General features: G+C 73.2%; 12 protein-coding genes. 7 read left to right on the forward strand and 5 right to left on the reverse strand.

Annotation, left to right across the window (positions count from 1 at the left end; genetic code table 11):
* The first annotated feature begins 3 nt into the window (after positions 1-3).
* Positions 4-906, forward strand: coding sequence for an NAD-dependent protein deacetylase (locus tag OG898_RS29390; protein WP_266960993.1), 903 nt, complete (start codon positions 4-6; stop codon positions 904-906).
* Positions 907-935: 29 nt separating this feature from the next.
* Here the strand turns inward: OG898_RS29390 and OG898_RS29395 are convergent, their stop codons facing one another.
* Positions 936-1997, reverse strand: a complete 1062-nt coding sequence (locus OG898_RS29395) for an oxygenase MpaB family protein (protein ID WP_266960995.1) — start codon at positions 1995-1997, stop codon at positions 936-938.
* A gap of 99 nt (positions 1998-2096) precedes the next feature.
* Between OG898_RS29395 and OG898_RS29400 the strand changes: the two genes are divergently transcribed.
* The gene (locus OG898_RS29400; protein WP_250743368.1) at positions 2097-2735 is read left to right on the forward strand and encodes a TetR/AcrR family transcriptional regulator; all 639 of its coding nucleotides are present in this window, start codon (positions 2097-2099) and stop codon (positions 2733-2735) included.
* Positions 2736-3003: 268 nt separating this feature from the next.
* Positions 3004-4389, forward strand: a complete 1386-nt coding sequence (locus OG898_RS29405; RefSeq protein ID WP_250743367.1) for an MFS transporter — start codon at positions 3004-3006, stop codon at positions 4387-4389.
* A 29-nt stretch (positions 4390-4418) separates the two neighbouring features.
* On the opposite strand, the gene OG898_RS29410 is transcribed toward OG898_RS29405, so the two are convergent.
* Both OG898_RS29410 and OG898_RS29415 read right to left on the reverse strand, forming a co-directional pair.
* Positions 4419-6059 (reverse strand): glycoside hydrolase family 13 protein, encoded by a 1641-nt coding sequence (locus tag OG898_RS29410; RefSeq protein ID WP_266960999.1) that lies wholly within the window; start codon positions 6057-6059, stop codon positions 4419-4421.
* 9 nt (positions 6060-6068) lie between these two features.
* A complete protein-coding gene (locus OG898_RS29415; protein ID WP_250743364.1) occupies positions 6069-7022 on the reverse strand; it encodes a helix-turn-helix domain-containing protein in 954 nt (317 codons plus the stop codon).
* Between the two features lie 143 nt (positions 7023-7165).
* Here OG898_RS29415 and OG898_RS29420 point away from each other — a divergent pair, with 143 nt between their 5' ends.
* Together OG898_RS29420 and OG898_RS29425 are read left to right on the forward strand one after the other, a co-directional pair.
* Positions 7166-8194: a trans-acting enoyl reductase family protein gene (locus OG898_RS29420; RefSeq protein WP_250743363.1), complete on the forward strand. Its 1029-nt coding sequence runs from the start codon at positions 7166-7168 to the stop codon at positions 8192-8194.
* A 111-nt stretch (positions 8195-8305) separates the two neighbouring features.
* Positions 8306-8917 carry a GPP34 family phosphoprotein gene (locus OG898_RS29425; RefSeq protein ID WP_266961002.1) on the forward strand — a complete coding sequence of 204 codons (612 nt, stop codon included), beginning with the start codon at positions 8306-8308 and terminating at the stop codon, positions 8915-8917.
* Positions 8918-8921: 4 nt separating this feature from the next.
* Here OG898_RS29425 and OG898_RS29430 read toward each other — a convergent pair whose 3' ends face one another.
* Entirely contained in the window at positions 8922-10058 is a 1137-nt protein-coding gene (locus OG898_RS29430) for a terpene synthase family protein (protein ID WP_266961004.1), read from the reverse strand.
* Between the two features lie 219 nt (positions 10059-10277).
* Between OG898_RS29430 and OG898_RS29435 the strand changes: the two genes are divergently transcribed.
* Positions 10278-11219, forward strand: coding sequence for a hypothetical protein (locus OG898_RS29435; RefSeq protein ID WP_266961006.1), 942 nt, complete (start codon positions 10278-10280; stop codon positions 11217-11219).
* A gap of 49 nt (positions 11220-11268) precedes the next feature.
* The gene (locus tag OG898_RS29440; RefSeq protein WP_266961008.1) at positions 11269-12372 is read left to right on the forward strand and encodes an MFS transporter; all 1104 of its coding nucleotides are present in this window, start codon (positions 11269-11271) and stop codon (positions 12370-12372) included.
* Positions 12373-12441: 69 nt separating this feature from the next.
* On the opposite strand, the gene OG898_RS29445 is transcribed toward OG898_RS29440, so the two are convergent.
* Entirely contained in the window at positions 12442-12684 is a 243-nt protein-coding gene (locus OG898_RS29445; RefSeq protein ID WP_250743355.1) for a hypothetical protein, read from the reverse strand.
* Positions 12685-12870 lie beyond the last annotated feature (186 nt).

Consider the following 12870-nt stretch of genomic DNA (forward strand, 5'->3'; position numbering starts at 1 on the left):
GGCATGCGTACGCGTCCCACCTTGAGCTGGACCCCGACCGCGGACCTGCCGCCCGGCACCACGGACCCGGGGCCGGTCGCCGACGCGCTGCGGGCCGGCGGGGTGCTGGTGCTCAGCGGGGCCGGGATGTCCACCGAGTCGGGCATCCCCGACTACCGGGGTGAGCGCGGCAGCCTGCGCAGGCACACGCCCATGACCTACCAGGAGTTCACCGGCAGCGCTCAGGCACGGCGCCGGTACTGGGCCCGCGGCCACCTCGGCTGGCGCACGTTCGGGCGCGCCGCGCCCAACGCCGGACACCGGGCCGTCGCGGCCTTCGGGCGGGCCGGGATCCTCGCGGGCGTGATCACCCAGAACGTCGACGGACTGCACCAGGCCGCCGGCAGCGAGGGCGTGGTGGAACTCCACGGAAGCCTGAACCGCGTCGTCTGCCTCTCCTGCGGCGCCCTCAGCACCCGGCAGGAACTCGCCCGACGGCTGGAGGAGGCCAACACGGACTTCGAGCCGACGCCCGCCGCGCTGAACCCGGACGGCGACGCCGACCTCACCGACGACCAGGTCCGCGACTTCCGCCCGGCGCCCTGCGCGCGCTGCGGCGGCATCCTCAAACCGGACGTGGTGTTCTTCGGCGAGAGCGTGCCGCCGGAGCGCGTCGGGCACTGCCGCGAACTGGTCGACGCGGCGACCTCGCTGCTGGTCCTGGGCTCCTCGCTGACGGTGATGTCCGGGCTCCGCTTCGTCCGTCAGGCGGCGCAGGCGGGGAAGCCCGTACTGATCGTCAACCGGGACCCCACCCGCGGCGACCGCCACGCCGTCACCCGGGTCGCCCTCCCCCTGGGAACGACCCTCACCGCCCTGGCCGACGGGCTGGGCCTCCCCCTCGACGAGCAGGCCACGCACCTCTGAGGTCTCGGCGGAGGAGCACCGCCGGCGCGTCAGGCCAGCGGGCCGAGCACCTCCTGGGATTCGATGAGTCCCTGGTCGCTCGGGGGCTTCCCGTCGCCGAAGACGCGTACCGCCTGGCGCGCCCTGAACTCGGCGTGCGCCTCGGCGGGCTTCGCGTAGCCGTGCCGGGTGCGGGCCTGTTCGGGGGTGAGGACCTCCTTGGTGCGGGGAGGGACGCCGAGCTTGACGGGCGCGACCACCTTGACCGTGGAGGGGGAGAGCATCCCCAGCAGGAACAGTTCGACCCGGGGGCTGAGGTGGGCGAGCGCGAAGGAGATCCGCATGACCGGGACGACGAGCACGTCCAGGAGGCGTGACTGCCGGATCTGCGCCATCTCCCGCATCCAGCGAGGCATGGTGGCGATGGTGGCGATCCGGTGCGTCCGCGCCACGACCATCCGGGCGGGCTTCATCCACCACGCGGTCGGCGGGAGGACGAGGTCGGTGTCGAGGAGGTGGTTCATGGCCTGCCGGGCGATCGGGCTGGCCTCCAGCTGCGGGCGCATGCGCTCGAAGTACGCCCGGATGCCCGCCCGGTCGCGCGGGACGTCGTCGGGCGAGCAGGTCTGGAACTCCGCGGCGAGCGCGCAGGACTCCCAGTACTCCTTCTCCTCCTCGGCGGTGAGCTTGCCGGGCCCGTACTTCTCGTAGGCGTAGAGGATCGAGTGCCAGCCGGTGAGCTGTATCCACAGCTGCGAGGCGGGGTCGTTGGCGTCGTAGGTCCCCTCTCCGTAGGGCAGGTGACCGATGGCCTTCGAGTGGACCTTGACCAGGACGTCCGCCGCCTTGCACACCTGGTCCGAGCCGGCGAAGGCCACCATGGCGAAGTAGCGCAGCGTGCGGTCGTAGCGGGTGCGGGTGCGGTCGTAGATGCCCTGGGTGCCGTGGACCGCGGCTACCAGCGGCGGGTCGAGCTCCTCCACGACCACGGAGCGCTGGAAGCCCACCGTGGGCGCCGTCGGATAGCTCCACACCTTCCAGACCACCGATCCGGGACCGAAGAACCCGTAGTCCGCGTGCGGTTCGACCTCTTTGCCGTTCAGTCGGGCCATCTGGCCGCTCCCTCTGTGTTCCTGGCAGCGGGTGCGTACCGCTCCCCCAATAAGACAGGACTGTCTTAAATTAAGACACGACTGTCGTAAGATGCCAAGGTGTCGACACCGACGTCTCCCACCGACAGGCCGCGCAGGCGGCGCCCCTACGCTCCGCGCGTCCCGATCGCCGAACGCCGCGAGCAACTGCTCGACGCGGCCCTCGCCGTGATCGTGAGCGACGGCTACGGCCGGGTGTCGATCGACGCGATCGCCAAGCGCGCGCAGGTCGCCCGCTCCGTGGTCTACGGGGCCTTCGAGGACCTCGACGACCTGCTGCTCACCCTCCTCGACCGGCAGCAGGAGCGCGCGTTCACCCGCCTGCTCGCGAGCGTTCCCGACGCCCTGCGCACCCGCGACCCGGTCGACTTCGCCTGCGAGGCGGTGCACCGGATGGCGGCCATGCTGCGCGAGGACCCGGACACCTGGCGCCTGATCCTGCTGACTCCGGCGACCACTCCCCCGGCCGTCCACGCACGCATCGAAGCCGACCGGGAGCGGTTCCGGCGCCGGGTCGCCGCATGGATCGGGTCCGCGCCGGCCACGGCAGGGCCCGCACCGGACCCCGAGGTCCTCGCCCACGCACTGGTCGCCTGCGCGGAACACTTCGCGCGCCTCGCGCTGACCTCCGCCGACGCGATCGACGCCACCCGGCTCGCCGGCCAACTGCGGCTCCTGCTCGGCGGCATCTGGTCCTAACCCGGTATCGGCCCTGCCGCCACGCCCGGTGCCCCGGTCCGCGCCGGATCGGCCGTAGCCGTCCCATACTGGGCAGGCGCGCGGGAACCTGGCCGTGCGATCCGCCGACCGTCCCGGGACCAGGCCCGCAGCCCGCCCCCACCCCGCGTTCCGGGGGTGCTCGACCCGTCGGGAGCAGGAGTCGACTCCGCAACTGCGGCTTTCGCCCGAAGGCCCGCCTCCGCCCCGCAGGCGCTACGTCGTCGCGGCCGTGGGGTGCGCCGCGGGGATGGTCGGCCTGGACCAGACCGTCGTCGCGGTCGCCCTCGATCCGATGGCGCGCAGCCTCGGGCTCACCACCTTCATGATGCACGGCGTGGTGCTCGTCTACGTCCTCGCACTGGCCGCGTTCGTACCGGTCGGGGGCATGCTGGCCCGCAGGATCGGCCGGCTGACCACCTTCCGGGCCGGCGCCGCCCTCTTCGCCGTAGCGTCGGGGCTCTGTGCGCTCGCCCCGCCGGGCGACGCCGCCGAGCCGTACCTGATCGCGGTCAGGGCCGTGCAGGGCGTCGGTGGCGCGCTGATGATGCCGGTGGCCACGTCCGTGATCACGGACGTGTACGAGGAACGGTCCCGGGGCAGGGCCCTGGCCGTCTACGCCGGTCTGGCACAGCTCTTCCTCGTCCTCGGGCCGCTCGTGGGCGCGGTCCTCACGCAACTCTTCGGCTGGCGCTCCGTCTTCCTCGTCAACCTGCCCGTCGGCGCCGCGTGCCTGTGGATGATGTCGCGGGCGCGGCTGGGCAACCGGGCGGAGGGCGGCTCGCTGACCGTGGTGCAGCCCCTCGTGGTGATCTTCTCCCTGGTGGTGCTCATCCTCGGGCTCTACCAGTGCGGTGTCTGGGGGTTCACCGACGTCAGGACGCTCACCGCGCTCACGATCGGCGCCGGGGCGATGGTCGTGGCGGTGCGGCTCATCCTGAGGTCCCGCCGGCCCCTCCTCGACCTGCGGCTCCTGGGCATCCGCCCGTACGCCGCGGCCGTGGCGCTCACCTTCCTGGTGCAGGGACCCCAGCTGATCGTGCTGGTGCACGGCACGGTCTACCTGCGCCAGAGCATGGGCTTCTCGCTCCTCGCCACCGGGACCGCCCTGCTTCCCCTGGTCGCGGCCTCCGCGGCGGGAACCTTCCTCTCCGGGTACCTGCTGGACCGCTACCGCTCGGTCCGGGTGCCCGTCCTGTTCGGCCTGACGGCGGCCACCGTGGGCGCGGTGGCCTGGACGGCCGTCCTGCCGTCGCTCGCGTACCCGTGGCAGGTCCCCGCGATGCTGCTCGCGGGGGTCGGGATGGGCCTGCCGGTCCCCGCCCTGAGCGCCGAGCTCATGCGCGTGGTTCCGCCGGACAAGAGGGCGGACGCCTCCGTCCTGCGCCAGAGCATCCGGCAACTGGGCGGAGCGGTCGGGCTCGCGGCGGCGGGGGCCGTCGCGCTGGCGGTGAACGAGAACTCAGCCGACGAGGCCGGCGTGATCACCGTCGCCGCGACCTCGGCGTCCTTCATGGTCGCGAGCTGCGTCCTGGTCCTCGCCCTGCCGCTGGCGGCCCTCACCCTGCCGCGCAGGGCGGCCCGTACGGGCGGGCACCGGAACGCGGACGGGCGGCCCGGCCCGCCGTCCCCGTAGCGGCGCAACGAGCCGCCACGGCCGCTCCTTCAGCGCAGCCAGACCGCGGTGTCCCGGGGCAGGGTGCCGTTCTCCACGGGGCCGCTCGCGATCAGGACTTCGGTGTGCTGCGGCAGCGGAACCGGGCCGTCCGCGAGGTTCACCAGGCAGCGCACGGAGGACCCGGCCGCGGTGCGGGCGAAGGCCAGTACGCCCGGCCGGGCGGGCAGCCAGGTGAATCCGCCGTCGAGCAGGGCCGGTCGGGCGGACCGCAGTGCCAGTGCCCGGCGGTAGAAGCCGAGCATCGAGTCCGGGTCCGCACTCTGCTCGCGCACGCTCCGGGCGGCCCACTCGGCCGGCCGGGGCAGCCAGCTCCTCGCGTCCGGCGCCTCGTCCCCCCACGGGAGGGATACCCGGCAGCCGTCCCGGCCGAGGTCCTCGCCTCCGCTCTGGAAGAAGGCCGGGTCCTGGCGGAGCGCCGGCGGGATGTCCTCGACCTCCTCGAGGCCCAGCTCGTCGCCCTGGTAGACGTAGACGCAGCCCGGCAGGGCCATCGTCAGCAGGGCCGCGGCCCGGGCCCGGCGCCGCCCGAGGCCGAGGTCGGCGGGGACGCCGTGCACGCGGCGGCCGTCGAGCGCGTACGAGGTGTCGGGGCGGCCGTAGCGGGTGACGTGGCGGGTGGTGTCGTGGTTCGAGAGGACCCAGGTGGCGGCGGCGCCGACCGGCGCGTGCTCGGCGCGGGTGGAATCGATGACCGTGCGCAGCGCGGTCGCGTCCCAGGGGCTCTGGAGGAAGGGGAAGTTGAAGGCCGTGTGCAGTTCGTCGGGGCGCAGGTAGCGGGCGAAGCGCTCCGGGTCGGAGGTCCACACCTCGCCCACGAAGACCGGTTCGTGGGCGTAGGAGTCGAGGACCTTGTGCCAGGCGCGGTAGATGTCGTGGACGCCGTCCTGGTCGGCCCAGGGAAGGCTGGACCCGCCTTCGTGGTCGGGTAGTTCCGGGTCCTTGACGAGGTTGTCGGCGACGTCGATGCGGAAGCCGTCCACGCCCCGGTCGAGCCAGAACCGCAGGATCGACTCGAACTCCGCGCGGACCTCGGGGTTTTCCCAGTTGAAGTCGGGCTGTTCGGGAGCGAACCGGTGGAGGTACCACTCGCCGGGCGTGCCGTCGGCCTCGGTCACCTGCCGCCAGCCGGGGCCGCCGAAGGCGGACTGCCAGTTGTTGGGCGGCAGTTCGCCGTGCTCGCCGCGACCGGGGCGGAACCAGAAGCGCGCGCGTTCGGGCGAGCCGGGGCCGGCCTCGACAGCCGCGCGGAACCAGGGGTGCCGGTCGGAGCAGTGGTTGGGCACGATGTCGACGATGACCCGGATGCCCGCGTCGTGCGCCTCGGACAGCAGCGCCTCGGCCTCTTCCAGGGTGCCGAACATCGGGTCGATGTCCCGGTAGTCGGCGATGTCGTACCCGCCGTCGGCCATCGGGGACGGGTACCACGGGCTGATCCACACCGCGTCCACGCCGAGCCGGCGCAGGTAGGGAAGGCGCGCACGGATCCCGGCCAGGTCACCGATCCCGTCGCCGTTCCCGTCCGCGAAACTGCGCGGATAGATCTGGTAGATCGCGGCACTCCGCCACCAGCCGGAGGGTGCCGGGGAACGGGGTGCGGTAGCCGCGGGGAAGGCCTCGGGGGTCGCCATGCGGCGAATCTAGCGGGCCGGGGCAGTCCGGGAGCGGAAAGTGCGACGGTAGGCGTCCGGCGGGACGCCCACCGTGCGGGCGAAGTGGCGGCGCAGGGTGGTGGCGGTGCCCATGCCGGTGGCCGTCGCGATGGTGTCGACGGTGTCGCCGGTGGTCTCCAGCAGTTCCTGCGCGCGGCGGATGCGCTGGGTGAGCAGCCACTGCAACGGGGTGGTGCCGGTCACCGATTTGAAGTGGCGGCCCAGGTGACGTGAGCTCATCCGGGCCCGGCGGGCCAGGTCTTCCACGGTGAGCGGCTCGTCGAGGCGTTGCAGCGCCCAGGGGAAGAGGTCGGCGAGCGGGTGGTTGCCGGGGGCGGGCACGGGGGTGGTGACGAACTGGGACTGGCCGCCGTCGCGGTGCGGCGCCACGACCAGGCGGCGGGCGATCTTGTTGGCGACGGCGGAGCCGTGGTCGAGGCGCACCAGGTGCAGGCACAGGTCCATGGCGGCGGCCTTGCCGGCGGAGGTCAGCACGCTGCCGTTGTCCACGTAGAGGACATCGGGGTCCACGGTGACGAGGGGGTGGCGCCTGGCCAGTTCGTCGGTGTGCCCCCAGTGCGTGGTCGCGCGTTTGCCGTCCAGCAGGCCGGCGGCGGCCAGGACGAAGGCGCCCGTACAGAGGGAGGCCACGCGCGCGCCGGCTCGGTGGGCCGCGCGCACCGCGTCGATCAGCTCGGCCGGCGGGTCCCGGTCGACGTCGGCCCAGCCGGGGACGATCACGGTGTCCGCTCGCGCGAGGTGGTCGAGTCCGTGGTCGGGTTCCAGGCTGAAGCGGTCGATCCGTACGGCGCCCGGTCCGCAGAGCGAGAACTCGTACCAGGGGTCCACGAGGTGGGTCAGGTCGGAGCCGAAGACCTCGCAGGCCAGGGACAACTCGAAGTGCAGCATGCCGTCGGTGACGGCCAGCGCGACGGTGGTCATGTCCGGAAGTGTACGGGTCATGTCGTTCCGGACAGTGGTGTGCGGTCGGAGTTCCGCGACAGGATGTTCATGACAGAGCGCGGCGGGCCCCGAAGGCCCGCGGCGGGTCATCCGGGTACGGGCGAACGACGGGGAGCGGGACCATGGGATCAGGCCAGACGGTGGCGGTGTTCGGGGCGTACGGGCACACCGGGCGGTTCGTGGTGGCGGAGCTGGTGGAGCGCGGGTTCGTGCCGGTGCTCTCGGGCCGCGACGGCGAGAAGCTGAAGGCGCTGGCGTACGAGACCGGCCTGGAGGCCCGGCCTGCGACGGTGGGCGACCCTGACGCGCTGGACCGGGCGCTGGCCGGCACGGCGGCCGTGATCAACGCCGCGGGACCCTTCGCCTCGACGACCGGCCCCGTGATCGAGGCGGCCCTGCGGGCCGGGATCCCCTACCTGGACGTGGCCGCCGAGCTCGAGGCCAACATCGACACCTTCGCGCACTTCGCCGACCGGGCGCGGGAGGCCGGTGCGGTGATCGTGCCCGCGATGGCCTTCTTCGGCGGCCTGGGCGACCTGCTGGCCACCGCGGCGATGGGCGACTGGACGGAGGCCGAGGAGGCGCACATCGCGTACGCCCTGAGCAGCTGGCACCCCACCGCCGGAACCAGGCTGTCGGGCGCGGTCTCGCGGGAGCGGCGCGGTGAGCGGCGGATGCGGTACGCGGGCGGGCAGTGGGAGTACCGCACCGACGCCGCGCCGACCCTCGAATGGCGGTTCCCCGAGCCGATGGGTGCCCGGCAGGTGATCGGGGAGTTCACGATGGCCGACGTGGTGACCGTGCCCAGCCACCTGTCGATCCCGGACGTGACCACCTACATGACGGTCGAGGCGGTCCGCGACATCGCGGCCCCCGGCACGCCGGCGCCGACGGCGACCGACGGCAGCGGACGGTCCGACCAGACCTTCCTCGTCGACGCGGTCGTCCGCTCGGGCGGCGCCGAACGCCGCGCCGTGGCCCGCGGGCAGGACATCTACGCCGTCACGGCCCCCCTCGTCGTGGAGGCCCTGGACCGGGTCCTGACCGGCCGCACCCGCACGGTCGGCGTCGCCTCCGCCGGCGAGATCTTCGACGCGCCCGACTTCCTGCGCGCCCTGGCCCCGCACATCACCCTGGAGCTGCTCCCGTAGGGCAGGAGAATGTGACGTCTTGCGAACGGACGGGGCCGGGGGCACCCACGGATGGTCGAGGTGATCGACAATGGGTCGGCGCCCTGCCTGCACGGTTGAGAGGACCCCCTGATGACCACACCGCGGGACTTGTTGATCATTGCCATGGACCCGGAGTCCGGTCGGGCCGTCGAACAGGGTGACCTGTCGCTCGCGCTCGCGGGGGCCGAGGTGGTCGACCTCCTCGCCGCCCGGGCCATCGGGCTGGACGGCGATCACATCGTGCCCGCCGAGCGGGCGGCGCCGGGTGACCCCCTGTTGGACGCGGCGGCGGCGTCTCTCGTCCGCGAGGAGCCCTACGAGTCCGTCACCGACTGGCTGTGGCGCAGGGGGCTCGGGCTGTCCGCGAGCTATCAGGCCGTACTCGAAGAGGAAGGACAGCTCGTGCGCCGGCGCCGCCGCGGGTTCTCCCTCCGTGCCGGTGAGCTGGTGCCGGCCGATTCGGCTGCCCGGCGGCAGGCCGAGGAGCGGTGGCGGTCGAAGGAACCCGTGCTCGTCCTCCTGGCGGAGGCGCTCGAGGGCGGCGGCGACCGGGGCGCGGACGCTCCGGACGTGGCCGACGACGCCGTCGCGACGGTGCTGGCCGCCGTCAACGACGCGTTGGTGGAGCTGGCGGGCGTACGGCAACGCCGGGCCATCGAGAATGCGGCCTTCGACAACATCTGGCGCGGCAGCGGCGGTTGAGGACTCAGGGAGACGCCGGCGGGGCGCCGTCGACGGCCCACCACCACGCGATCGAAGCGATCGGCGGGGGTGCGAGGGAGGCGTCGTGGGGTGAGAGCGGGATGTCGTCCACCGGGCCGTACGCGACTGCGGCCCCTCGGGGCTGGTGGTGGTCGCCGTCCGGCTGCCCGGGGTGGTAGCGGGAGGTCGCCGCGCACCAGTCCCGTACGCCGCGGACGTACTGGGTGAGCACGTCCAGGTACCGCTGGACCCGCGGGTCCGCCGGGGCCTTCCCGGTCTGCTCCCCCAGGTCCAGGAACCGGCGCGTGATCGAGTCCCGGAGCGCGGAGGCGGCGTGCAGGCCCTGCCCGCCTCCGGGTCCGTGCGGGCCGTCCAGGAGGGCGATCAAGTTGCCGCTGCGGCTGCCGCGTCGGCTCTCCTTCGCGAAGGAGTGGATGTCGGTGTCGACCACGACGATGCCCGCCGCCATCTCGGTCAGCGCGCGGATCCGCGGGTCCTCCCACAGCGGTGCGGGCAGCCCGGCCCCGACCGCGTCCAGGAGCACGGGTACGGCCAGGGCCGCTCCGGAGTGCAGGCGGGTGAGCAGGTAGTCGCTCACGTCCTGCGGACTTCCCGGCGCCGTCGGGGCAGCGCCGGTGCCGGCCTCGGCGAGGAAGTAACCCCGCATCGCGTCGATCCATCTCCTGACCTGTACCGGGGTCGCGATCGCCGCCACGCGGAGCCGGATGTCGCGCAGTGCCAGGCCGAAGGGGTCCTCGCCGAGGGGAACCCCGGGGGCCTCGATCGTCCGCTGGAGGCGCGCGACCATCGTGAGCATCTCCGTCGGGGTGAGGCTCGGGAAGTCCTCGTCGCAGTGGTCGTCGAAGGCGAACACCCACACGGCGAAGTCGCTGAGCAACTGGGCCGCGAACGGGTCGGCGTAGGGGGCGATCCTCACCGCGATCCGGTTCAGCCCCGCGGTCATCCGCGCGCTGCGCTCCGGCCCCCCGCCCAGGCCGAACCGGCCCATGAACTCCGCCGAGCGTGCGTCGAAATCGGCCCCGCCCGGGCAAGGCGCCTTCGGACGGGGCAGGCGTTCCGGCGGGGCGTGTCCGCCACGGCCGTCGGTGTGGTCGGCCTCGTGCGTCCGCGTTCCTGGCATGCGTCGTGCTCCCGGGTGGCGGTGTCTGGCGGAGCGGGCGCTCGGTCGCGGCCCATCTCATTGAACGCAGAACGTTTTCCGGGCCACAACGGGCTACCGGGAGCACGCGCGGGGCGCCCGGAGCGCACCACGCGCCGCCCGTGCCTAGGCTGGAAGGGTTCACTGCGAGGTGAGGCCATGGCAACGAAACGCGGAACCGCAATCCGCCCAAGGCGTCGGATGCCCGTGGTCGCCACCGTCGTCGCCGCCGTTGCCGCCACGTGCCTCGTTGCCGCCGGTCCGCAGGACGGTTCCTGCCGGACGGCTCCGCCGGACAGCTTCTGGCACGCTCCCGTGGACACGCTTCCCGTGCACGCGGACTCGGCCCGGTACGTCGCCTCGATCGGCGCCGAAGAGCCCCTGCACCCGGACTTCGGGGCGGGGCTCGTCGACGGTCAGCCCTTCGGCATCCCCATCACCGTCTCGGACACGACGCTGCCGGAGTCGAAGGTCACGCTGGACATCGCCGAGGAGAGCGACCCGTCCGGGTACCGGATCCCGCAGAACGCCGGGATCGAGAACGGTCCGGCGAGCACCGGGGACCGTCACGTCGTCGTCTGGGACCGGGCCCTGTGCAAGTCCTACGAGCTCTGGAACGCGACGCAGCAGGGCGACAACGCCTGGCACGCCGGCTCGGGCGCGGTCTTCGACCTGCGGAGCCACGCGCTGCGGCCCGCCGACTGGACCTCGGCCGATGCCGCCGGCCTCGCCATCCTGCCCGGGCTCGTCCGCTACGACGAGGCCGCGGGCGGGCTGGTCGACCACGCGATCCGGATGACCGTGCCCCGTACGGATCAGAGCTACGTCTGGCCGGCACGGCACCAGGCGGGCGCCGCCGCGGACGACTCGCTGCCGCCCATGGGACTGCGGCTGCGGCTCAAGAGCTCGGTGGACACCTCGGGCCTGGGCCCGCAGGCCCTGGCCGTCGCCGAGGCGCTCAAGAAGTACGGGGCCATCGTCGCCGACAACGGGTCGGCCTGGTACCTCACCGGCGAGGAGAACCCCGGCTGGGACAACGACCAGCTGGGCGCGCTCAAGGGCTTCAAGGGTTCGGACTTCGAGGCGGTCGACGCGTCAGGACTCCGGCAGTCCCCGGACTCCGGAGCCGTGGCACCCCACTGACGGCAAACCGCAGACCGCAGACCGCAGACCGCAGGGAGGAACGCTCCTCATGCGCGCAGAAGCATCCACGGCGGCGCGGAAAGGGGCCTTCATCGCGGTCGCCGTCGCCCTGTTCTGCATCCAGCTCGACTTCTTCGCGCTCAACCTCGCCATCCCCGGTATCGCGGCGGAGCTCGGCGTCACCGTGTCGGCGGCGCAGTGGACCTTGTCCGCCTACATGCTCGCCATCGGCTGCTTCTTCATCATCGGCGGCCGGGTGGGCGACGTCTTCGGCCGTCGGGGCACGCTGCTGGCCGGAACCACCCTGTTCACCGCGGGAACCGTGGGCTGCGCCCTGGCTCCCGGACTCGGTCCGCTGGTCGTGGCCCGGATCGCCCAGGGGGTGGGCGCGGCGTTCGTCTTCCCGGTGGCCGTGTCGGTGATCACCAACACCTTTCCCGAGGAGTCCCGCGCCAAGGCCCTGGGCGGCGGGTTCACCGAGGGGCCGGGCTGGCGCTGGATCTTCTGGCTGATGGCGCCGCTGAGCCTGCTCTCGCTGCTCACCGCCCTCGCGTACGTACCCGACTCGCGCGATGCGGCGGCGCCGCGCGAGCTCGACGTGCTCGGCTGCGCCCTGATCGTCGGTGCGCTGGCCGCCCTCACCCTGACCGTGGAGCGCGCGGACGCCTGGGGGTGGAGCAGTGCCCGGGTCTTCCTCGCCCCGGCCCTGCTCGTGGCGCTCAGCGGGCCGCTGGGGGCGCGGCTGGGCCGGCACATGCGGCCGACGACGGTGATGGCGCTGGCCGGGATCGGCGCGGGTACCGGGATGTACGCGCTGACCCAGGTCAGCGCCTGGTGGCTGTACGTACCGGTGTTCGCGTGGTGCGGCCTGGGCCTCGGGCTGGGCTGGACCTACGCCAGCGTGGCGACGCAGCAGCTCGTGGCGCCGGCCAGGGCCGGGGAGGCATCCGGGGTGCTCCTGACGTTCCTGGTCACCGGAGGTGCGATCGCGCTGGCCGGGACGGCCGCGGGGATCTCGGCGATGACCCCGCAGCGCTCGCCCGAGGAGGCCTACGACGTGATCCTGCGGCTGGGCGGTGTGGCCGTCCTCGCCACGGCGCTGCTCGTCCTGGCCGTACGCCGGCGGGTCGCCGCGCAGGGCCGGACCCGCTGACACACCGCGGGGGCGGCGGACGTCACCGTCCGACCGCCCCCGCGCTCCGGCCCGGGCCGGATGGTCGTGCTAGGCGCCGAGGTGGGCACCCTTGAGCCACTCCGCCTCGCCGCCCTTCTCGCAGGTGGAGGTGTAGGCGGGGCCGAAGGGCGCCGGGATGGCGGCCGCGGACGAGCAGTTGGACGAGAAGGACTTGTGACCGCCCGAGAAGTAGTCGATGTCGACACCGTCGTTGGCCAGGGCCGCGCCGGCGCCGCCCAGCAGGATGCCGGCGGCGAGGACGGAAGCGGTGACGGCAGAGCGAATACGCATTGGTTCCCCTAAGAACTCAAGGATCGGGTGACGCTCCCATGGGCGGATGCGTCAGCCGTTTCAACGCCCGGCGGAGCCGACAGGAACGACCGTTCACTCGAACGCCACGGGTGAAACGTTTCGACACGTCACATGGCCCTTCGTGCGGCCCTGTTCGGGCCCGAGCGGGGACCCTTCGCCGGGGAT

This window comes from Streptomyces sp. NBC_00193, assembly GCF_026342735.1.
Lineage (GTDB): Bacteria > Actinomycetota > Actinomycetes > Streptomycetales > Streptomycetaceae > Streptomyces > Streptomyces stoeckheimensis.

Coding starts and splice junctions, on each gene's coding strand:
- OG898_RS29390 (WP_266960993.1), top strand. CDS start 4: ATGCGTACGCGTCCCACCTTGAGCTGGACCCCGACCGCGGACCTGCCG.
- OG898_RS29395 (WP_266960995.1), bottom strand. CDS start 1,997: ATGGCCCGACTGAACGGCAAAGAGGTCGAACCGCACGCGGACTACGGG.
- OG898_RS29405 (WP_250743367.1), top strand. CDS start 3,004: ATGGTCGGCCTGGACCAGACCGTCGTCGCGGTCGCCCTCGATCCGATG.
- OG898_RS29410 (WP_266960999.1), bottom strand. CDS start 6,059: ATGGCGACCCCCGAGGCCTTCCCCGCGGCTACCGCACCCCGTTCCCCG.
- OG898_RS29415 (WP_250743364.1), bottom strand. CDS start 7,022: ATGACCACCGTCGCGCTGGCCGTCACCGACGGCATGCTGCACTTCGAG.
- OG898_RS29420 (WP_250743363.1), top strand. CDS start 7,166: ATGGGATCAGGCCAGACGGTGGCGGTGTTCGGGGCGTACGGGCACACC.
- OG898_RS29425 (WP_266961002.1), top strand. CDS start 8,306: ATGACCACACCGCGGGACTTGTTGATCATTGCCATGGACCCGGAGTCC.
- OG898_RS29430 (WP_266961004.1), bottom strand. CDS start 10,058: ATGCCAGGAACGCGGACGCACGAGGCCGACCACACCGACGGCCGTGGC.
- OG898_RS29435 (WP_266961006.1), top strand. CDS start 10,278: ATGCCCGTGGTCGCCACCGTCGTCGCCGCCGTTGCCGCCACGTGCCTC.
- OG898_RS29440 (WP_266961008.1), top strand. CDS start 11,269: ATGCGCGCAGAAGCATCCACGGCGGCGCGGAAAGGGGCCTTCATCGCG.
- OG898_RS29445 (WP_250743355.1), bottom strand. CDS start 12,684: ATGCGTATTCGCTCTGCCGTCACCGCTTCCGTCCTCGCCGCCGGCATC.